The following is a 20406-nucleotide window of genomic DNA, read 5'->3' as shown; positions in this document are numbered from 1 at the left end:
CTTTCCCTTTTTTATCAATTGCTAACGATATAGATCGTTAAACGTCTAAATGTTAAACATCTAAGTTAGCCACGTTCAGCGCGTTGGCTTCGATAAAGTCACGGCGTGGTTCAACTTGGTCGCCCATCAAACAAGTAAACAACTGATCCGCACCAACGGCATCATCAATCGTCACTTGCAGCATGCGGCGAGATTCAGGATCCATCGTGGTTTCCCACAATTGTTCAGGGTTCATCTCACCCAATCCTTTATAGCGTTGGATGTAGAGGCCACGCTTGGCTTCGCCGATGGTCCAATCTAACGCTTCAATGAAGCTACCCACTTCCTTCACACGGTCGCCACGTTGCACATAACCACCGACTTCAATCAGGCCTTCAAGCGCCGCACCTAACTTACCAATGCGTTGGTAGTCAGTTGATTGGAAGAAGTCGTAGCTGAACAGGTAATGTGTATCGATACCGTGTTTACGGATAGTGATCTTCGGCAGATACACTTTGCGCTCAGGATCGAGTACAGGCTCACCAGAATACAACACACCGCTGTTTTCTAATTCCACCAGCTCATGGATAAAGGCGTCGATCCATTCCTTCATCTTGCCTTCATCCGCCAACATTTCGTTGTTGATCATTGGATGATAAAGCATGCGGTTGGTGATCTGCGTTGGGTAACGTTGCTCTAAACGGGCCACAATCGCTTCCACTTCACGGTACTGAGTCACTAAACGCTCTAATGGCTCACCCGACATACCAGGCGCACCTTGAGATGGATAAATACTAGTACCATCTAACGCTTGAGTGGTCAGATACTGAGTCAGTGCCGCTTCGTCTTTCAGATATTGTTCTTGCTTACCTTTCTTCACTTTGAATAAAGGCGGCTGAGCAATATACACATAACCACGTTCAATCAGTTCAGGCATTTGGCGGAAGAAGAAGGTCAACAGCAAGGTACGAATGTGCGAGCCGTCGACGTCAGCATCCGTCATGATGATGATGTTGTGGTAACGCGTCTTATCCGGGTTGTATTCGTCACGACCAATACCACAGCCAAGCGCGGTGATTAGCGTGGCAACCTCTTGAGAAGAAAGCATTTTATCAAAACGCGCTTTCTCAACGTTTAAGATTTTACCTTTCAGTGGCAGAATCGCTTGGTTCTTACGGTTACGTCCCTGCTTAGCGCTACCGCCAGCAGAGTCCCCTTCCACTATGTAGATTTCTGAAAGACCAGGGTCTTTCTCTTGGCAATCCGCCAGCTTACCTGGCAAACCACCTAAATCGAGTGCGCCTTTACGACGGGTCATTTCACGGGCTTTACGCGCCGCTTCACGGGCACGGGCCGCATCGACAATCTTACCGACGATTAACTTAGCATCGGCAGGGTTTTCCAGCAGATAGTCGTTTAGCTTCTCACCCATGGTTTGTTCAACCGCGGCTTTCACTTCGCTAGACACTAACTTGTCTTTGGTTTGCGAGCTGAACTTAGGATCAGGCACTTTAACTGAAATCACGGCCGTTAAACCTTCGCGGGCGTCATCGCCTGTCGCGTTAGTTTTGCCTTTCTTGTTATAGCCTTCGTTTTCCATATAGTTGTTGAGGTTACGTGTCAACGCACTACGGAAACCCGCTAAGTGAGTACCACCATCACGCTGTGGAATGTTGTTGGTAAAACAGAAAATGCTTTCTTGATAACCATCGTTCCACTGCATTGCCACTTCAACGGTAATACCGTCGTCACGCTCTTGCATAAAGTGGAATACGTCTTTGTTTACTGGCGTTTTATTACGGTTCAGGTAATCAACGAATGCGCTGATACCACCTTCGTATTTAAAGAATTCATTCTTATTGTCACGCTCGTCGACTAAGCGGATACCCACACCTGAGTTGAGGAACGACAGTTCGCGCACGCGCTTTGCCAGAATCTCGAAGTGGAACTCAACATCGCTGAAGGTTTCTTCACTTGGCCAGAAACGGATTTCGGTACCGGTTTTTGTCGCATCGCCGATCACTTTGATTGGCTCGTCAGGAACACCGTGGGTATAAAACTGCTCGTGGACTTTACCTTCACGGCGAATGGTTAACTGCAGCTTTTTAGACAGCGCGTTAACTACCGACACACCCACGCCGTGCAGACCACCTGACACTTTATAAGAGTTATCGTCGAACTTACCACCCGCGTGCAGTACGGTCATGATCACCTCGGCGGCAGACACGCCTTCTTCCGGGTGAATCGCCACAGGAATACCACGGCCGTCGTCGCGAACGGAGACCGAGCCATCCACATGGATAGTAATAGTGATATCAGTACAATGGCCGGCTAAGGCTTCATCGATAGAGTTATCGACTACTTCGAACACCATATGATGTAGACCCGTACCGTCGTCGGTGTCACCAATATACATCCCAGGTCTCTTACGTACTGCATCAAGGCCCTTAAGGACCTTAATACTCGAAGAATCGTAACTATTCTCTGACATATTATTCTCTCAATGGTTATTCAATTACCGTTACACGTCCCTGTTCCACATGGAACATCCTACTGGGAGGAGTGTGTAACGAATCGACTATTGCTGCAGGCTCAATGGCAGTGACAAACACTTGTGCACCTGTGTCCACTAGCTGCTTAAGCAATAGCTGCCTATGCTGTGCATCCAACTCGGATGGAAGATCATCCACAAGATAAATACTGTGTTTATCTATTTGTTGTTTGAGCAACTTTCCCTGTGCAATACGCAGTGCACAGACTAATAATTTCAATTGACCACGGGACAGGGCATCCTGCGCCGGTAAACTACCTACACGAAGTCTGAGGTCAGCTTTATGGGGACCGCTGACGGTATGACCCGTAGCCAAATCTCTGGGATATTGGGATTCGAGAAGTTGTGCAAAATCCGTTTTGCTATCCCAGCCGCGAGTAAATGAAACCTTAACATCTACCTGCGGTAAAAACTCCCCGATTATACCCTTAAGTAGCTCATTTAACGAGTCTACATAACGGTTTCGTATTTCTGTGACCTGCTCGGTATAACGGACAAACTCCCTATCCCAATATTGGATTTGATCATAGGAAGAATTATTTCTAAGTAGTTGATTTCGTTGCTTTAAAACCCGTCTTACGTTCACCCATGCCGCATAAAACTGTGGGTCGGAATGAAAGGCGCCCCAATCGATAAACTGCCGACGGGATTTAGGACCTTCAAATAGGAGCGAAAAGCTTTCCGGCGTGATCACTTGGATGGGTAAGGTTTCGGCTAATGTCGATAACCGTTTCACCTTTTCCCCGTCGATTTTGACTTCGGTTTCACCACTACGGAAACGTCGCAAGCCGATTTTACTATCGCCCCGTGGCAAATTTAAGGTCGCAAACAGGGTTAACTTATCCTGTTCATTATTGATCACCCGTTGGGATAAATGACTGCGAAACGAACGCCCCATACCGAGAAAGTAAATAGCCTCGAGTATGCTGGTTTTGCCACTGCCATTTTGACCGTAAATCAGATTGATCCCTTCAGTCGGGCTCAGCTGCGCCAATTGAATATTGCGAAAAGAATCAATATTAAGACGGATAAGACTCATGCGTTACTCATCACACCACATCGACGGCTTAGGCCAAGACTCAGAACAGTCATCATACCGCAATTCACATCCATCCGAGTAAATAAGGCAACAAGGGATAAGGCTTGAAGACATATACGCCGCTAAAAAGCGGCGTATGGCACAAAGTAGGCAACGGAATACTATAAGCGCATCGGCATAACCACATACATGGAATCTTCTTCCAAGTGGTTTTCCAATAAAGCACTCGAGTTACCATCGATTAGGGTGATACGCACATCATCGGACTTAAGGTTGTTTAACACATCCAATAAGTAACTGACGTTGAAACCAATTTCGAGTGGCTGATTGTTGTAATCCACATCGATGATTTCTTCCGCTTCTTCCTGCTCTGGGTTATTGGCGGTGATTTTCAGTAATCCCGCTTCTAACTGAATGCGTACACCGCGGAACTTCTCGTTCGATAAAATAGAAGCACGGTTTAAAGCTTGCTTGAAGTGGTTACGGCTGGCGATAACGATTTTATCACCGCCCTTAGGTAACACACGGCGATAATCGGGGAAACGACCATCGACTAATTTACTGGTAAAAACTGTGGTGCTGGTGGTCGCACGAATCGCGTTATCGCCAATGGCAATTGCGATATCTAAATCATCGGCTTCCAATAAACGCGCCATTTCCATCACGCCTTTACGGGGCACGATCACTTGTTTTTCAGGCAATTGCGCATCTATGCTTCTGTGGCTTAAGGCTAAACGGTGACCGTCGGTGGCAATGGCACGCAGCACATTACCTTCGGTTTCGAGTAATAAACCATTCAGATAGTAACGCACGTCTTGGTTAGCCATCGAAAACTGAGTCGCATCAATCAGTGACTTCAGTACGCCCTGCTTAAGAGAGAACTCGATTTCCGCCTGAAAGGCTTCCACATTGGGGTATTCTTCTGCGGGCAGGGTTGCCAGCGAGAAACGGCTACGGCCTGAGCGCAATAACCATTTGTTATCTTGCTGCTCAACCTTAAGCTCGCTTTGTTCGGGTAAGGATTTAACTATGTCTAACAGCTTCTTAGCTGGAACTGTAGTACGACCTTCTTCGATATCACCATGAATGACCGCCTGGCCCACTAACTCAACTTCGAGGTCGGTACCTGTCATTTTGAGTGAGTGCCCACTAACTTCTACAAGGAGATTTGCCAAAATAGGCAAGTTATGGCGTCTTTCTACCGCACCACAAACCAATTGAAGCGGCTTTAATAGGGCGTCCCTATCAATTGAAAATTTCATAGTGTCCAAATTCCTTGATTTTAAGAAGATAAGGTTCTAATCAAGTTAGCATAATCTTCTTTAATGTCGTGACTCTCTTCCCGTAGCTGAGCAATCTTACGACAGGCATGTAACACTGTGGTGTGATCTCGACCACCAAAGGCATCACCAATTTCCGGCAAGCTCTGGTTAGTTAATTCTTTGGATAACGCCATGGCCACTTGTCTAGGGCGCGCAACACTGCGCGAACGACGCTTAGACAACATATCAGCCATCTTGATTTTGTAGTATTCAGCTACGGTTTTCTGAATGTTGTCTATAGTGACTAATTTTTCCTGCAGTGCCAAGAGGTCACGCAGGGCTTCACGCACAAAATCAATCGTAATTGGGCGGCCAGTAAAGTTAGCGTTGGCGATAACGCGGTTTAACGCGCCTTCTAACTCGCGAACGTTTGAACGTAAGCGCTTAGCAATAAAGAAGGCGACTTCGTCGGGAAGATTGATGCCGCTCTCCTGGGCTTTACGCATCAAAATCGCCACACGGGTTTCAAGCTCAGGCGGTTCAATCGCAACCGTTAAGCCCCAACCAAAGCGAGATTTTAATCTGTCCTCGACCCCGTCGATCTCTTTGGGATAACGATCCGATGTCAGAATGATCTGATGATTACCTTCAAGCAGCGCGTTAAAGGTATGGAAAAATTCTTCCTGCGATCTGTCTTTATTGGCGAAGAATTGAATATCGTCGATAAACAGGGCATCGACACTGCGGTAGTAACGTTTGAATTCTTCGATCGCATTGTTTTGCAGCGCTTTAACCATGTCTTGCACAAAACGCTCGGAGTGCATGTACACGACTTTCGCATCGGGATTATTTTTGATGATGCCATTACCCACTGCATGTAATAAGTGGGTCTTACCTAAACCCGTACCACCATAAAGGAACAGTGGGTTATAGGCACCACCCGGATTTTCAGCAACCTGGAGTGCGGCGGCTTTACCGAGTTGGTTAGACTTACCCTCAACGAAGTTGTCGAATTGGTAAGTGGGATTGATATTGCTGCGATGATTAGCGTTAGCAACAGGCTCAGTGGTATTAAATGAAGTCCCTACTGAGGCTTTGGTTTGGGGATTAGGCACACGCACAGCCGCAACTGGGGCTGGCTCGGGCTTTTTCGCTGACGGACGGCTACCGATATCGAAGCGTAACTTAGGTGCATCATTACCCATTTGCTCAGTAAAAAACTGATTAATGATATTGATGTACTTATCCCTAACCCAATCGAGCACGAAGCGGTTAGGCGCATAAAGCACCAAAGTATCTCCATCCATTTCGGCTTGTAACGGTCTGATCCACATACTGAACTGCTGAGCAGAAAGCTCGTCTTGCAGTCTTCCGATACATTGTTGCCAAAGTGAAACCGCCACTAAGTTATCCCCAAAAGATCATCAAAAAGAGGTGTATTCTATAGCGAGATCTCAATGATCGCTATCCTTAAAAAATAATTATCCCCAACAAGATCATTCTATGGAGATATCCCAGATCATCAAAGATCAAATTCGATCCTTTTATTCAACAAATAGGGCAAATCCCGCTTTATTAAGCGATCCACATTGATCTATAATGGCGCCCCTTTGATCTCTTGATAGATCCCCTTCACTACTACATGTAGTGCCAATACACAGAGTTATCCACATCTTCTGGTGTGTGCGGGAAATTGATCAAAGGATACACGGGCAGAAATAAGCCACTTGCTGACTTTCGTTGTTGACGGGGACAGGTAAAGTGATTACAATTCGGCCTCTTTTTTACCCTTACCTCTGTCACCAGAGATAAGGATATGTTCACTTATAACAAAGACGGATTGCCATCATGAGTAAACGTACTTTTCAACCTAGCAACCTGAAGCGCAAGCGTTCTCACGGCTTCCGCGCTCGTATGGCTACTGCAGGCGGCCGTAAGGTGCTTGCACGTCGTCGTGCGAAAGGTCGCGCTCGTTTATCTGCTTAATAAGTTAAGTAGGTAACTAGTTGACTAGCTATACCTTTACGCGGGAGTTACGCTTGCTAACTCCCGCGCAATTTAAATCTGTATTCTCCAATCCCATCAAAGCTTCTTCTGCTGAAATCACTCTGCTTGCCATTCCTAATTCGGAACAACATCCGCGTTTGGGTCTTACTGTAGCTAAACGCTATGTAAAACGCGCCAATCAGCGTAATCGCATTAAGCGAGTTATCAGAGATAGTTTTCGCCTCAATCAACACGACATCCCTCACCTTGATATTGTTGTGCTGGTCAGAAACGGGGTGATGGAAATGGAAAATGCAGAGATCAACAAGTTGATAGAAAAGCTATGGCGCAAACTCAGTCGCCGCTACAATGGCTAGCAACCACGTTCATTCGTGGCTATCAAATCTTCATCAGCCCCCTCTTAGGGCCTCGATGTCGTTTCAATCCCACATGCTCGCATTACGCCATTGAGGCAATAAAAGTGCACGGAACCGCGAAAGGTTGTTGGTTTGCATTGAAACGCATATTAAAATGTCACCCTTTGCATCCCGGCGGTAGTGATCCCGTCCCCCCTAAAAATGACAGGTGTAATAAATAGGCTATGGAATCTCAACGCAATATATTGCTAATAGGACTACTGTTTGTCAGCTTTTTGCTGTGGCAACAGTGGCAAGCAGACAAAGCTCCAAAACCCGTTGCAACCGAATCGTCTGTAGTGGCGAATGCAACCACAAATCACAGTGCTGATGTTCCAGAAGCAGACACAGGTGTCCCAGCAGCCTTAACGGCAACGCAAAATCTGATCACAGTTAAAACCGATCAGCTCGATGTACAAATCAACCCTGTGGGTGGTGACATCGTTTTTGCAGCTCTGGTTTCACACAAACTGGAACAGGGTAAAGACCAGCCATTTGTTTTGCTTGAGCAAACCAAAGATTTCACCTATATCGCTCAGAGTGGCCTGATTGGCCGCGATGGTATCGATAGCAGTGCTAAAGGTCGCGCCGCATTTGCCGCCAGCAAAACTGAATTTACCTTAGCCGATGGCCAAGACACCTTAGAAGTACCACTGACCTATGTGGCTGATAACGGTGTGACTTACACCAAAGTGTTTGTTTTCCATCGTGGCAAGTTTAACGTTGATATCGATTACAAAATCAACAACACCTCAGCTGCTCCATTACAAGTTCAGATGTACGGTCAGATTAAACAGACCATCAAGCCATCTGAAAGCAGCATGATGATGCCAACTTACCGTGGCGCCGCGTTCTCGACTCAAGATGTACGTTACGAAAAGTACAAGTTTGAAGATATGAGCAAGAGCAACCTCAATCAACCGACTCTCGGTGGTTGGGCGGCGATGCTGCAACATTACTTCGTATCAGCTTGGATCCCACCAGCAACCGATAGCAACACTATTTTCTCGAGTGTCAGTGCTGGCGGTTTAGCTAACATTGGTTTCCGTGGCGCGGTATACGATATTGCACCTGGTGCGACTCAAGAAATTAGCTCACAGTTTTATGTAGGTCCTAAGGATCAAAAAGCGCTATCTGCGTTATCTGATACCTTAAACCTAGTTGTTGATTACGGTTTCCTTTGGTGGTTAGCCGTACCAATCCACTGGTTATTGATGTTCTATCAATCCTTTGTGGGTAACTGGGGTGTGGCAATTATCCTGATCACCTTAACCGTTCGTGGTTTACTGTTCCCGCTGACTAAAGCGCAGTACACCTCAATGGCGAAAATGCGTAATCTACAGCCAAAACTGCAGGATTTGAAAGAACGCTTCGGCGATGACCGTCAAAAGATGGGTCAAGCCATGATGGAACTGTACAAGAAGGAAAAAGTGAACCCTATGGGTGGCTGTTTACCTATCCTGTTACAGATGCCAATCTTCATTGCCTTGTACTGGGTATTGTTAGAAAGCTTCGAGCTGCGTCACGCGCCATTTATGTTATGGATCCATGACTTATCGGTACAAGATCCATACTACATTCTGCCGCTGCTGATGGGTGCGTCTATGTTTGTGATGCAAAAAATGCAACCCATCGCACCGACCATGGACCCAATGCAAGTGAAGATGATGCAATGGATGCCAATGATCTTTACCGTATTCTTCCTGTGGTTCCCATCGGGCCTAGTACTGTACTGGTTAGTGGGTAACATTGTTGCCATCATCCAGCAGAAGATTATTTATGCAGGTCTAGAGAAAAAAGGCTTAAAATAAGCCCAAGCGCTAGATAAGAGCTAACGGCTCAGCATATGCAAAAAGGCGGCTTAATGAGCCGCCTTTTCCTTTAGATGATTTGATCGATATTAATGGGTATTTCCGTGACAACTGACACTATCGTGGCACAGGCCACCGCGCCCGGACGGGGCGGCGTGGGTATCATTCGTATCTCTGGTGATAAGGCAACTGATGTGGCCATGGCCGTATTGGGTCATTTACCTAAACCCCGTTACGCCGATTACTGCGACTTTAAAAATGCCTCAGGCCAAGTGATAGACCAAGGTATCGCCCTGTTTTTTAAAGGCCCTAATTCCTTCACCGGTGAAGATGTATTAGAGCTGCAGGGCCACGGTGGTCAAATCGTCCTCGATATGCTGATCAAGCGCGTATTAGAAGTCGAAGGTATTCGCATCGCCAAACCAGGCGAGTTTAGCGAACAGGCCTTTATGAACGACAAGCTGGACTTAACCCAGGCCGAAGCCATTGCCGACCTTATCGATGCCACCAGTGAGCAAGCCGCCAAAAGCGCGCTGCAATCACTGCAAGGTGAGTTTTCGAAGGAAGTCCATGAGCTGGTGGATCAAGTCACCCATCTGCGTTTATACGTCGAAGCCGCGATTGATTTCCCCGATGAAGAAGTCGACTTTTTAAGTGACGGCAAAATTGCCAACGCGCTCTACAAAATCATCGACAAACTCAGCGCCGTCCAAGCCAGTGCCAAGCAAGGCTCGATTATCCGAGAAGGGATGAAAGTCGTGATTGCTGGTCGCCCCAATGCCGGAAAATCCAGTCTGCTAAATGCGCTCGCCGGTAAAGAGTCAGCGATTGTGACCGAAATAGCCGGCACCACCCGTGACGTATTACGCGAGCATATCCATTTAGATGGTATGCCACTGCATATTATCGACACCGCAGGCCTGCGCGACACCACAGATACGGTCGAGCAAATCGGTATCGAACGCGCGTGGAACGAAATCAATAGCGCCGATCGCGTGTTATTTATGGTCGATGGCACCACTACGGATGCGGTCGATCCCCATGATATTTGGCCCGATTTTATCAATCGCCTGCCCGCCAATTTAGGCGTGACCGTTGTCCGCAATAAGGCCGATCTCACTGGAGAGAACCTCGCGATGACCGAAGAAAAAGGTTACAGCGTGTATCGGATCTCAGCCAAAACCGGTCTAGGCGTCGAGGAATTAAAGCAACACCTTAAATCTTTGATGGGTTATCAGAGTAATCTAGAAGGTGGCTTTATCGCCCGTCGTCGTCACCTCGAAGCATTAGATGTTGCCGCAAGCCATCTGCAACTCGGTAAAGAACAATTAGAGATTTACCTCGCAGGTGAATTGTTAGCGGAAGAACTGAGAATGGCGCAATTAGCCCTGTCCGAAATCACTGGCCGCTTCACCTCAGACGATCTACTGGGCAAAATTTTCAGCTCATTCTGTATCGGTAAATAATTTCGCTTTAGCGGTTAGTTAAACACGCCATAAAAAAATCAGCCCACTAAGTTCGCTTAGGGGCTGATTTTTTTATTTAAAAGCGCTTTGTCTTAAATGGTTTATCTAGACTTGGCGATAATGGTCCTGCATTTGATAGGACCTAGCATAGAGCGCGAAGATGACCGCCGCCAAGATCGCAAATCCCGCGAAGAAGAACATTTGGAATGCCGTCACACTCATCCCGGTTTGGACGATTTGTTCCGTCACCGCAGGGCTTTTTACACTCACATTGGCGAGTAATACCCAAAGGTTACCGACGGTAACCGATAAGGTCCAAAAACTCATAATCGTGCCTTTCATAGCCTTAGGTGCTTGGCTGTAGGCAAATTCTAAACCCGTCGCCGAAACTAATACTTCACCAAAAGTCAGTAAGGCATAGGGTAAGATCTGCCAGAAGATAGACAGCGCCGAGCCACCGTCCATCATCAACTGAATCGTCCCAACCACAATCCAGCTCAAGCCAGTTATCGCGATCCCCGCCCCCATTTTACGCAGCGCCGTTAATTTCACGCCCATACGCTCAATAGCAGGATATAAAACGAAGTTATTGAATGGGATCAACAGCATCACTAACAGCGGGTTTAATGCCTGCATCATCGCAGGTTCAAACCACGAAGGTTTGACCATATCGTTAGCCTGCAAAATCCAGGTCGACGCCTTTTGATCGAATAAGGACCAAAATGGCGTCACTAAGGCGAACAACACCAAAATACGTAGCACTGAACGCACACCATCCACGGCCACATCAGGATGAATCCCTCGCGCGCGCTCAAGCTGTAATGACGCCCCAAGGCCAACAAATCCCATCAGCAGCACCATAGCGCTACACAAACCGGCCACAATCCCGAGCGTCTGAATATTCACCAGCGCATAAGCGGCTGAAACACCACCAATTAAGGCTAACACTAAACCTATATTGGCCTTGCCTTCGACCTTAGTGAGCAAAGCGCTACGGATCACGGGTAAAAATCCATGGGGATCCTTAGGCTCTGGCGGCATATGCACATAACGTTTGCGGCCTAACCAGAAAAATACCGTGGCGATAAACATCAACACACCAGGGATCCCGAAAGCCACTGCCGCGCCAAAGTTTTTGAGTAACAATGGCATAGATAAGGATGCGAAGAAGGAACCAAAGTTGATCGTAAAATAGAACATATCGAAGGCTTTTTGCGCCAAAGACTTGTTGCTCTGATCAAACTGATCGCCCATAAACGAAGAAACTAAAGGCTTAATCCCGCCCGAACCTAAGGCAATTAAAAATAAGCCGGTGTAAAAGCCTTGCACACTGTGCTCAAAAATAGCCAAGAACGCATGGCCCACACAGTAAAGTAAGCTTAACCACAGAATAGTGTTGTACTTACCAAAGAATCTATCTGCAATCCAACCACCGAGTAAGGGGAAAAAATACACCCCAATCACGAACGAGTGGAACACATCCTTGGCCACAGCTCCACGAAGATCTTCGGGAATAGAGAGCAAAAGTGCCGTCATCAAGAATGGTGTTAGAATGTTGCGCATGCCATAAAAACTGAAACGCTCACACGCTTCACTGGCAATAATATAGGGTATTTGGCGTGGCCACTTTGGCGCATCAGCAGGAGTAGTCATCAGTTATCCTATTATAATTGTTATAAAAACCTTACGGCCTATGTATAAAACTAGGATTGCAGCCAAGGATACTAGCAGACTGCAAATCAATAGTGAGTAAATTTATATAGCAAAACACTGTAAGTAGATGTAAGCCCCAAAAATGATAGAAATTAACGACCACAGAGAGCAGTAACAATGACCAAGATCGCGATATTAGTCGGAACCACCCTCGGCAGCAGTGAATATATAGCGGATGAAATGCAGGCCCAGCTCACTCCATTAGGCCATGAAGTCGATACCTTTTTGAGCCCAACTTTGGATGAATTGCAATCATATCCCCTTTGGATCATCGTTTCGTCGACCCATGGTGCCGGCGATCTGCCCGACAATTTACAACCATTTTGTAAAGAACTGCTGCTAAACACACCGGATCTGACCCAAGTTCAGTTCGCCTTGTGCGCGATTGGCGATTCGAGTTATGACACCTTTTGCCAAGGCCCTGAAAAGTTAGTTGAAGCGCTGGAATATAGCGGTGCAAAAGTTATTGTGGATAAGATCCAGATCGATGTTCAACAGGATCCAGTGCCAGAAGACCCAGCTTTAGCGTGGTTGGCACAATGGCAAGATCAAATTTAAGATCTTCTCTTGGAAAACATACCAAACCACCCACAGTTTAGATCTTATTTATCCACAAAAAACTACTTTAATGTATATTTTTGTGGATAAACTATTATTTAGATCTGATCAACCTCTGTGCTATTCACAACCTGATCTGCTTAAAGATCCCCCTTGTGGATAAATAGCCGATCTATCCCCACCTTTTCTGGCAGTAGATCTCGGCTAGATCACAAGAATAAAAGCTCGTTACTATTTGATATAAATAAGAAAATGAGCTTACCCACAGGAAAGTGCGATCCTAATAGTAAACATAATAAGAAGATCTATATAAAGATCTTAAGATCTATTAGTCCCGATCCTATGGATCCATTTTCTAAAAATGATCATTCACCTCATTCAAAGCAAATGCTAAAATGATCGGCTCACGTTGGGTCTCTTAAGTTACTAAAGGTAGGGTCATGCATTTTCATGAACGGTTTGATGTTATTGTTGTAGGTGGTGGTCATGCCGGAACTGAAGCCGCATTGGCTGCAGCAAGAATGGGCTCTAAGACATTATTGCTGACGCATAATCTTGATACTTTAGGCCAAATGTCATGTAACCCTGCGATCGGCGGTATTGGCAAAGGTCATCTGGTAAAAGAAATCGATGCCTTAGGCGGTGCAATGGCGATCGCAACCGACTATGCAGGGATCCAATTTAGAACCCTAAACTCGAGCAAAGGTCCAGCAGTAAGAGCGACTCGTGCTCAGGCTGATCGCGCTTTATATCGTCAGAAGATCCAAAATATTCTGCAAAACCAAGCCAACTTACGTATTTTCCAACAAGCCGTTGATGATCTGGTTGTTGAGAACGATCGCGTAGTCGGCGTAGTGACCCAAATGGGCTTAGCCTTCGAAGCACCAGCAGTGGTCTTAACCGCGGGTACTTTCCTCAGTGGTAAGATTCACATTGGTTTAGAAAACTACAGTGGCGGTCGTGCTGGCGATCCACCATCAATCGCACTCGCCCACCGTTTACGCGAGTTGCCAATCCGTGTTGGCCGTTTAAAAACCGGTACGCCACCGCGTATCGATGCCAACACCATCGATTTTAGCCAAATGACAGAGCAGAAAGGCGACACGCCATTACCTGTAATGTCGTTTATGGGCGATGTGAGCCATCACCCGAAACAAATTTCTTGTTGGATCACCCATACCAATGAAAAGACACACGATATTATTCGTGGTGGCTTAGATCGCAGCCCTATGTATTCAGGCGTGATCGAAGGGATTGGTCCACGTTACTGCCCTTCTATCGAAGATAAGATCCATCGTTTTTCAGATAAATCATCACACCAGATCTTTATCGAACCCGAAGGCTTAAACACCAACGAGATCTACCCTAACGGTATTTCCACCAGCTTGCCTTTCGATGTGCAGTTAAATCTGGTTCGTTCGATCCAAGGGATGGAAAATGCTGAGATTGTTCGCCCAGGTTATGCGATTGAATACGATTACTTCGATCCAAGGGATCTTAAAAACTCGTTAGAAACCAAAACCATCAATGGTTTGTTCTTCGCGGGCCAAATCAACGGTACCACGGGTTATGAAGAAGCTGGTGCCCAAGGTTTACTCGCGGGTATGAATGCTGCATTGCAGGTTCAGGGCAAAGAAGCTTGGTGTCCTCGCCGTGATGAAGCCTACATAGGTGTATTGGTTGACGATTTATCAACCTTAGGGACTAAAGAACCCTACCGCATGTTTACCAGCCGCGCCGAATACCGCCTATTACTGCGTGAAGACAACGCCGATCTGCGTTTAACCGCAAAAGGTCGTGAACTGGGGTTAGTGGATGATGCGCGTTGGGCCTCTTTCAGTGAAAAAATGGAATCGATCGAGTTAGAACTGCAACGTCTACGTAGCCAATGGATCCATCCAAACTCACCATTGGTACCAGTGTTAAATCCACATTTAAACACGCCGATCTCCCGTGAAGCGTCGTTTGAAGAGTTGCTGCGTCGTCCAGAAATGGATTACAGCAAGTTGATGCAGATTGAAGGCTTTGGGCCTGGACTTGCCGATCCACTCGCTGCCGAGCAAGTACAGATCCAAGTGAAGTACTCTGGCTATATCCAACGTCAGCAGGAAGAGATCAACAAAGCGGTACGCAATGAGAACACAGGTTTGCCATTGAATCTTGATTACAAAGAGGTTCCAGGGCTTTCAAATGAGGTGATTGCTAAGTTAAACAGCCATAAGCCTGAAACCATTGGCCAAGCATCGCGTATCTCAGGTATTACGCCAGCAGCGATTTCAATTCTGCTGGTGCATCTGAAAAAACGCGGTTTATTACGCAAGAGCGCGTAAAAGCTAGCTTAATCGCCAGTTTGGTCGCAGAAGGGAAGCATTCAGGCTTCCCTTCGACGTTTCAGGGCTTCATAATAGCCAGCGAGTTTATAATCGTATCTTTATTGAGGTTGTTCAGTGTTATCTGCCCAGTTAGAGGCCTATTTAGCCGAAATTAATCTGCCCGCCACGGCTGAGCAGAAAAAACAACTGCTTGATTTTGTTGGCATGCTCAACAAATGGAATAAAGCTTATAACTTAACCTCGGTCAGAGATCCTGAGGCGATGCTTGTCCGTCATATCATGGACAGCTTAGTGGTGTCGCCCCATTTGCAGGGCGAGCGCTTTATCGATGTAGGTACTGGCCCTGGGCTGCCCGGCATTCCCTTAGCGATTATGAATCCAGATAAAACCTTTGTGCTGCTCGATAGCTTAGGCAAGCGCATCCGTTTTCAAAAGCAAGTGGCCTTTGAACTCGGGATCCACAATATTAGTTCGATAGAGAGCCGAGTTGAGGCCTATCAACCCGAGCAAAAGTTCGATGGAGTGCTCAGCCGCGCCTTTGCCTCAATCCATGATATGTTGACATGGTGCCATCACTTGCCTGCCGAGCATGGGCAATTTTATGCGCTCAAGGGACAACTGAGTGATGAAGAGATGCAACAAATCCCCGCTGGATTTGTGGTGACCGAAACCATCGAACTCCAAGTGCCTAGACTCGATGAGCAAAGACATTTACTCAAAATAATCAAAGAATAACAGGCTTAAAGCTCCTCATTTCATATGGATTTTTAAGTAGGCAATAAACCAGAATTTACATACAGGGTGACATTGTGGGTAAAGTAATTGCCGTGGCCAACCAGAAAGGTGGCGTAGGGAAAACAACAACTTGTGTCAACTTAGCCGCCTCTTTAGCCGCGACTAAGCGTAAAGTGCTGCTGATCGATCTCGATCCTCAGGGCAATGCCACCATGGGCAGCGGTGTCGATAAATACGAAGTCGAAAACACGGCTTACGAATTGCTGGTTGAAGAAAAGCCCTTCGATGAGATCGTGGTCAAAGACACCTCGGGGAAATACGATCTAATTGCCAGTAATGGCGATGTGACCGCGGCAGAAATTAAACTCATGGAGTTTTTTGCCCGTGAAGTGCGGTTACGTAATGCGCTCGCACCGATAAAAGATCAATACGATTATATCTTTATCGATTGCCCGCCTTCGCTCAACATGTTGACTGTGAATGCCATGTCGGCAGCGGATTCCGTACTGGTGCCAATGCAGTGTGAGTACTTTGCATTGGAAGGCTTAACCGCCTTGATTGATACCATCACTAAATTAGCGGCGGTGGTGAATCCTGGTTTGGGGATTGAAGGGATTTTGCGAACCATGTATGACCCGCGTAATCGCCTGTCTAATGATGTGTCCGATCAGCTAAAACAGCATTTTGGTGATAAGGTTTATCGCACAGTGATCCCACGTAATGTGCGTTTGGCCGAGGCGCCGAGCTTTGGTGCACCCGCCATGTACTACGACAAATCGAGTGCGGGGGCTAAGGCATATTTAGCGTTAGCGGGCGAGATGATCCGCCGTTCCGAACAGAAAACTCAGGCTAAGCGAGCGTAAAGGATAACCATGACGTTAAAGAAAAGAGGGTTAGGCAAAGGCTTAGATGCTTTACTGAGTAACAGCCACGCCGCGAGTAAAAAACACACGGAAGAAGTGGTTGTTGTCGATAAAAAAGAAGAACTTATTCATCTGGATCTCGACCTATTACAACCGGGTAAATACCAACCTCGTAAGGACATGTCTCCCGAGGCGTTAGAAGAACTCGCCCATTCCATCCGCAATCAAGGCATTATTCAGCCGATTGTGGTGCGTCCTGTCAGCGATAGCCAATATGAAATCATCGCCGGTGAGCGCCGTTGGCGCGCTTCCCAATTGGCGGGTGTCGAAAAAATCCCTTGTATCGTTAAACCGGTTCCCGATGAAGCGGCGGTTGCCATTGCGTTGATTGAAAACATTCAACGTGAAGACTTAAATGCCATGGAAGAAGCCATTGCATTACAACGTTTGATGCAAGAATTTGAGCTGACTCACCAACAGGTTGCCGATGTTGTGGGAAAATCTCGCGCGAGTGTATCTAACTTGTTACGGTTAAACGGTTTAAATGAACCGGTTAAGCGTTTACTCGAGTATGGCGACATTGATATGGGCCATGCACGCGCTTTGCTCGCAATTGAGGGTGAAGAACAAACAAATCTGGCGAGATTAGTGGCTGCCAAGGAATTAACCGTTCGGGAAACTGAACGATTGATTAATCAAACCTTAAATCCGCCCAAACCCGTCGAAACTACGACTAAAGATCAAGATGTTTGTCGTTTAGAGCAGCAGTTAATTGAAAGATTAGGTGCCAAGGTTTCGATTGCTCATAGCAGTAAGGGTAAGGGTAAAATTGTAATTAACTATCAGAATCTGGCTGAATTAGACGGAATTCTTAGCAAAATTCGTTAATGTCTGTAGATTAACAGTTTTTAATGTAAATTTGTGACATATGTTAATTTTGGATTTTGACTGTTTTGGCGCTATATCACGTTAAAAGTGCTGTTTTTCCTTATCTCAAAGTTGCAATGAAGGCGTGAAAAGGTATACTTTCGCAAGCTTTTTGTGCATCGACAAAAATACGGATATTTGTCATCCGGTCATCGAAACAAAAAGTATGAATGCGGAGAGGATGAGTTGAGTAAGGTTTTAGCGCGTCGTGGCCGGTGGTCAGCCTATAAATTGGTGATGATGCAGGCGGCGGTGGCTGGGGGTGCTTCAATTCTCTTTTTCGTCGTGTGGGGAGTTCAGTTTGGCTATTCTGCGTTAGCAGGTGGTTCAATTGCTGTGCTCCCTAATTTTGTATTCGCGACCCTCGCTTTCTCTCATACGGGAGCAAGTTCAGCAGCAAAAGTGATTAAAACTTTTTACTGGGGGGAAGCGGTAAAGTTGCTGTTAACCATCGCAATGTTTTCATTGGTGTTTAGCAAGCTTGAGGTGGCATTTTTGCCGCTTTTTGTTTGTTATGTGCTGACGTTAATAGTGCATTGGACAGCTCCTTTATACTTCAAGCAAAGTTAAGTGGGATGAATCATGGCTGCACCTGGTGAAGCGTTAACACCGCAGGGCTATATCCAGCATCACCTTACCAACTTACATGTTGGTGAAGGTTTCTGGACATGGCACATTGATTCGTTGTTCTTTTCGGTTGGTCTTGGTGTTCTGTTCCTGTGGATTTTCCGTAGTGTTGGTAAAAAAGCGACTTCAGGGGTTCCCGGTAAGCTGCAATGCTTTATCGAGATGATCGTTGAGTTCGTTGATAACAGCGTGAAAGAAAGTTTTCATGGCCGCAATGCCCTGATCGCGCCTTTAGCTCTGACCATTTTTGTATGGGTATTCATGATGAACTTCATGGATATGCTTCCTGTGGACTGGTTGCCTACGGCAGCTAAACTCATGGGAATTGAGTACTTTAAAGTGGTTCCGACAACTGACGTAAACATCACCTTCAGCTTAGCTATTGGTGTGTTTGTGCTGATTATTTACTACAGCATTAAGGTCAAAGGCGTGTCTGGTTTTGTTAAAGAACTGACGCTACAGCCCTTTAACCATAAGGCAATGATACCCGTCAACCTCCTATTAGAGACTGTTACTTTAGTTGCTAAGCCAATCTCATTGGCATTGCGTCTATTCGGTAACTTGTACGCAGGTGAGTTGATCTTCATCCTTATTGCGCTGATGTATGGTACCAACTTGTTATTATCTTCCCTGGGTGTGACTCTGCAACTAGGTTGGTTAATTTTCCACATTTTGGTTATCACGCTGCAGGCGTTTATCTTCATGATGTTGACCATTGTTTACTTAAGCATGGCGCATGAAGATCATTAAGGATTGCTGAAGAAATTTTAAACTAAATCATCAACTAATTAGATTTAGATTTTAGATACTGGAGATACAGATGGAAACGATTTTAGGCATGACAGCTATCGCTGTTGCTCTGCTGATTGGTATGGGTGCTCTTGGTACTGCAATCGGTTTCGGCTTATTAGGTGGCAAGTTCCTGGAAGGCGCTGCGCGTCAACCAGAAATGGCTCCTATGCTGCAAGTTAAAATGTTCATCGTAGCGGGTCTGTTAGACGCCGTAACAATGATCGGTGTTGGTATCGCATTATTCATGCTGTTCACCAACCCACTGGGTGCAATGCTGTAAGAAAACGCTTCTGTCTTAACTCTAAATAGGAGGCTGTTGTGAATTTCAACGCTACCCTAATCGGTCAGACGGTCGCCTTTATCATCTTCGTGTGGTTCTGCATGAAGTTTGTATGGCCCCCTTTGATGAATGCCATCGAAGCGCGCCAAAAAAGGATTGCTGACGGTCTAGCTGATGCTGATCGTGCGGTAAAAGACCTAGAGTTGGCTCAAGCGAAAGCGACTGACCAACTAAAAGAAGCCAAGGTGACTGCTAACGAAATTATTGAGCAAGCTAACAAGCGTAAAGCTCAAATAGTTGAAGAAGCTAAAGCCGAAGCAGACGCTGAGCGTGCAAAAATCATCGCTCAGGGTAAAGCAGAAATTGAAGCTGAACGTAATCGCGTGAAAGAGGATCTGCGTAAGCAGGTTGCTACTCTTGCCATCATGGGTGCTGAGAAGATCCTTGAGCGTTCTATTGATCCAGCCGCCCACAGTGACATAGTTAATAAACTAGTCGCTGAAATTTGATAAGGGAGTTTGAGTTATGGCTGAATTAACCACCATCGCTCGCCCTTACGCAAAGGCAGCTTTTGACGTTGCTGTTGAACACAATGCAGTGGATACCTGGGCAGAAATGCTTACGTTCGCCGCACTGGTTAGTGAAAACGAAACCATGCAGCCACTGCTAACTGGTTCTTTAGCCAGTACTAAACTTGCTGCACTCTTTATTAGTGTGTGTGGTGAGCAAATCAATGAGCAAGGTCAGAACTTGATAAAGGTAATGGCTGAAAACGGTCGCTTAAAGGTACTACCTGCTGTATCTGAGCTTTTTGCTCAATACCGTAATGAGTGGGCAAAAGAAGTGGAAGCCGATGTGGTTTCTGCAGCTGAGCTCAGCTCTGAACAACAGCAGCAGATCAGTAATTCTTTAGAGAAACGTCTCGCACGCAAAGTTAAGCTGAATTGCAGCACTGACGCCGCGCTCATCGCCGGTGTAATTATTAAGGCAGGTGACTTAGTCATTGATGGCTCTGTCCGCGGTAAGTTATCGCGTCTGTCTGAAAAGCTGCAGTCGTAATTGGGAGTT

The 20406-nt window shown here is 46.3% G+C and carries 20 protein-coding genes; 15 read left to right on the top strand and 5 right to left on the bottom strand.

Annotated elements, in window-relative coordinates:
- Positions 1-52 precede the first annotated feature (52 nt).
- The 4 genes from gyrB to dnaA all read right to left on the bottom strand — a co-directional run bounded on the left by gyrB (position 53) and on the right by dnaA (position 6234).
- Entirely contained in the window at positions 53-2470 is a 2418-nt protein-coding gene (gyrB, locus tag K0H60_RS00260) for a DNA topoisomerase (ATP-hydrolyzing) subunit B (RefSeq protein ID WP_086903527.1), read from the bottom strand.
- Positions 2471-2486: 16 nt separating this feature from the next.
- Entirely contained in the window at positions 2487-3569 is a 1083-nt protein-coding gene (recF, locus tag K0H60_RS00255; protein ID WP_086903526.1) for a DNA replication/repair protein RecF, read from the bottom strand.
- 161 nt (positions 3570-3730) lie between these two features.
- Positions 3731-4831 carry a DNA polymerase III subunit beta gene (gene dnaN / locus K0H60_RS00250; RefSeq protein WP_220056907.1) on the bottom strand — a complete coding sequence of 367 codons (1101 nt, stop codon included), beginning with the start codon at positions 4829-4831 and terminating at the stop codon, positions 3731-3733.
- Between the two features lie 20 nt (positions 4832-4851).
- On the bottom strand, positions 4852-6234 hold the full coding sequence (dnaA, locus tag K0H60_RS00245; protein ID WP_011715304.1) for a chromosomal replication initiator protein DnaA: 1383 nt from the start codon (positions 6232-6234) through the stop codon (positions 4852-4854).
- A gap of 445 nt (positions 6235-6679) precedes the next feature.
- On the opposite strand from dnaA, the gene rpmH reads away from it, so the two are divergent.
- The 5 genes from rpmH (at position 6680) to mnmE (ending at position 10510) form a co-directional block, all read left to right on the top strand.
- Positions 6680-6817, top strand: a complete 138-nt coding sequence (rpmH, locus tag K0H60_RS00240) for a 50S ribosomal protein L34 (RefSeq protein ID WP_011070423.1) — start codon at positions 6680-6682, stop codon at positions 6815-6817.
- A 20-nt stretch (positions 6818-6837) separates the two neighbouring features.
- A complete protein-coding gene (gene rnpA, locus K0H60_RS00235; protein ID WP_007652336.1) occupies positions 6838-7194 on the top strand; it encodes a ribonuclease P protein component in 357 nt (118 codons plus the stop codon).
- On the top strand, positions 7161-7415 hold the full coding sequence (gene yidD, locus K0H60_RS00230; RefSeq protein WP_011624661.1) for a membrane protein insertion efficiency factor YidD: 255 nt from the start codon (positions 7161-7163) through the stop codon (positions 7413-7415). The genes rnpA and yidD overlap by 34 nt, the downstream gene beginning before the upstream one ends.
- Positions 7416-7418: 3 nt before the next feature.
- Complete coding sequence (gene yidC / locus K0H60_RS00225) at positions 7419-9044, top strand: membrane protein insertase YidC (RefSeq protein WP_023266048.1); 1626 nt, start codon at positions 7419-7421, stop codon at positions 9042-9044.
- Positions 9045-9148: 104 nt separating this feature from the next.
- Positions 9149-10510 (top strand): tRNA uridine-5-carboxymethylaminomethyl(34) synthesis GTPase MnmE, encoded by a 1362-nt coding sequence (gene mnmE, locus K0H60_RS00220; protein WP_088212876.1) that lies wholly within the window; start codon positions 9149-9151, stop codon positions 10508-10510.
- Between the two features lie 105 nt (positions 10511-10615).
- Here mnmE and K0H60_RS00215 read toward each other — a convergent pair whose 3' ends face one another.
- Positions 10616-12163, bottom strand: a complete 1548-nt coding sequence (locus tag K0H60_RS00215) for a POT family MFS transporter (RefSeq protein WP_220056906.1) — start codon at positions 12161-12163, stop codon at positions 10616-10618.
- Positions 12164-12340: 177 nt separating this feature from the next.
- Between K0H60_RS00215 and mioC the strand changes: the two genes are divergently transcribed.
- The 10 genes from mioC to atpH all read left to right on the top strand — a co-directional run bounded on the left by mioC (position 12341) and on the right by atpH (position 20397).
- The gene (gene mioC / locus K0H60_RS00210) at positions 12341-12781 is read left to right on the top strand and encodes an FMN-binding protein MioC (RefSeq protein ID WP_109287712.1); all 441 of its coding nucleotides are present in this window, start codon (positions 12341-12343) and stop codon (positions 12779-12781) included.
- A gap of 440 nt (positions 12782-13221) precedes the next feature.
- Positions 13222-15111 (top strand): tRNA uridine-5-carboxymethylaminomethyl(34) synthesis enzyme MnmG, encoded by a 1890-nt coding sequence (gene mnmG / locus K0H60_RS00205; RefSeq protein WP_220056905.1) that lies wholly within the window; start codon positions 13222-13224, stop codon positions 15109-15111.
- A gap of 117 nt (positions 15112-15228) precedes the next feature.
- Positions 15229-15849, top strand: a complete 621-nt coding sequence (rsmG, locus tag K0H60_RS00200; RefSeq protein WP_023266056.1) for a 16S rRNA (guanine(527)-N(7))-methyltransferase RsmG — start codon at positions 15229-15231, stop codon at positions 15847-15849.
- 74 nt (positions 15850-15923) lie between these two features.
- Positions 15924-16712 (top strand): ParA family protein, encoded by a 789-nt coding sequence (locus K0H60_RS00195; RefSeq protein ID WP_220056904.1) that lies wholly within the window; start codon positions 15924-15926, stop codon positions 16710-16712.
- Between the two features lie 9 nt (positions 16713-16721).
- Positions 16722-17600: a ParB/RepB/Spo0J family partition protein gene (locus K0H60_RS00190; protein ID WP_011718839.1), complete on the top strand. Its 879-nt coding sequence runs from the start codon at positions 16722-16724 to the stop codon at positions 17598-17600.
- Between the two features lie 225 nt (positions 17601-17825).
- On the top strand, positions 17826-18209 hold the full coding sequence (locus K0H60_RS00185) for an ATP synthase subunit I (protein WP_011718838.1): 384 nt from the start codon (positions 17826-17828) through the stop codon (positions 18207-18209).
- Positions 18210-18221: 12 nt separating this feature from the next.
- Entirely contained in the window at positions 18222-19016 is a 795-nt protein-coding gene (gene atpB, locus K0H60_RS00180; RefSeq protein WP_220056903.1) for a F0F1 ATP synthase subunit A, read from the top strand.
- Between the two features lie 70 nt (positions 19017-19086).
- The gene (gene atpE / locus K0H60_RS00175; RefSeq protein WP_006083840.1) at positions 19087-19338 is read left to right on the top strand and encodes a F0F1 ATP synthase subunit C; all 252 of its coding nucleotides are present in this window, start codon (positions 19087-19089) and stop codon (positions 19336-19338) included.
- A gap of 38 nt (positions 19339-19376) precedes the next feature.
- Positions 19377-19847 (top strand): F0F1 ATP synthase subunit B, encoded by a 471-nt coding sequence (gene atpF / locus K0H60_RS00170; protein ID WP_011624650.1) that lies wholly within the window; start codon positions 19377-19379, stop codon positions 19845-19847.
- Between the two features lie 16 nt (positions 19848-19863).
- On the top strand, positions 19864-20397 hold the full coding sequence (atpH, locus tag K0H60_RS00165; protein ID WP_011718835.1) for a F0F1 ATP synthase subunit delta: 534 nt from the start codon (positions 19864-19866) through the stop codon (positions 20395-20397).
- Positions 20398-20406: the final 9 nt, after the last annotated feature.

Origin of the sequence: Shewanella mangrovisoli, assembly GCF_019457635.1 — a bacterium.
Classification (GTDB): domain Bacteria; phylum Pseudomonadota; class Gammaproteobacteria; order Enterobacterales; family Shewanellaceae; genus Shewanella; species Shewanella mangrovisoli.
This window is presented reverse-complemented; position numbering and strand designations above follow the sequence as displayed.

Excerpts from the sequence above, each read along its gene's own strand:
- gyrB (WP_086903527.1), bottom strand. The coding sequence starts at position 2,470 with ATGTCAGAGAATAGTTACGATTCTTCGAGTATTAAGGTCCTTAAGGGC.
- recF (WP_086903526.1), bottom strand. The coding sequence starts at position 3,569 with ATGAGTCTTATCCGTCTTAATATTGATTCTTTTCGCAATATTCAATTG.
- dnaN (WP_220056907.1), bottom strand. The coding sequence starts at position 4,831 with ATGAAATTTTCAATTGATAGGGACGCCCTATTAAAGCCGCTTCAATTG.
- rpmH (WP_011070423.1), top strand. The coding sequence starts at position 6,680 with ATGAGTAAACGTACTTTTCAACCTAGCAACCTGAAGCGCAAGCGTTCT.
- yidD (WP_011624661.1), top strand. The coding sequence starts at position 7,161 with ATGGCGCAAACTCAGTCGCCGCTACAATGGCTAGCAACCACGTTCATT.
- yidC (WP_023266048.1), top strand. The coding sequence starts at position 7,419 with ATGGAATCTCAACGCAATATATTGCTAATAGGACTACTGTTTGTCAGC.
- K0H60_RS00215 (WP_220056906.1), bottom strand. The coding sequence starts at position 12,163 with ATGACTACTCCTGCTGATGCGCCAAAGTGGCCACGCCAAATACCCTAT.
- mioC (WP_109287712.1), top strand. The coding sequence starts at position 12,341 with ATGACCAAGATCGCGATATTAGTCGGAACCACCCTCGGCAGCAGTGAA.
- mnmG (WP_220056905.1), top strand. The coding sequence starts at position 13,222 with ATGCATTTTCATGAACGGTTTGATGTTATTGTTGTAGGTGGTGGTCAT.
- K0H60_RS00190 (WP_011718839.1), top strand. The coding sequence starts at position 16,722 with ATGACGTTAAAGAAAAGAGGGTTAGGCAAAGGCTTAGATGCTTTACTG.
- atpB (WP_220056903.1), top strand. The coding sequence starts at position 18,222 with ATGGCTGCACCTGGTGAAGCGTTAACACCGCAGGGCTATATCCAGCAT.
- atpE (WP_006083840.1), top strand. The coding sequence starts at position 19,087 with ATGGAAACGATTTTAGGCATGACAGCTATCGCTGTTGCTCTGCTGATT.
- atpH (WP_011718835.1), top strand. The coding sequence starts at position 19,864 with ATGGCTGAATTAACCACCATCGCTCGCCCTTACGCAAAGGCAGCTTTT.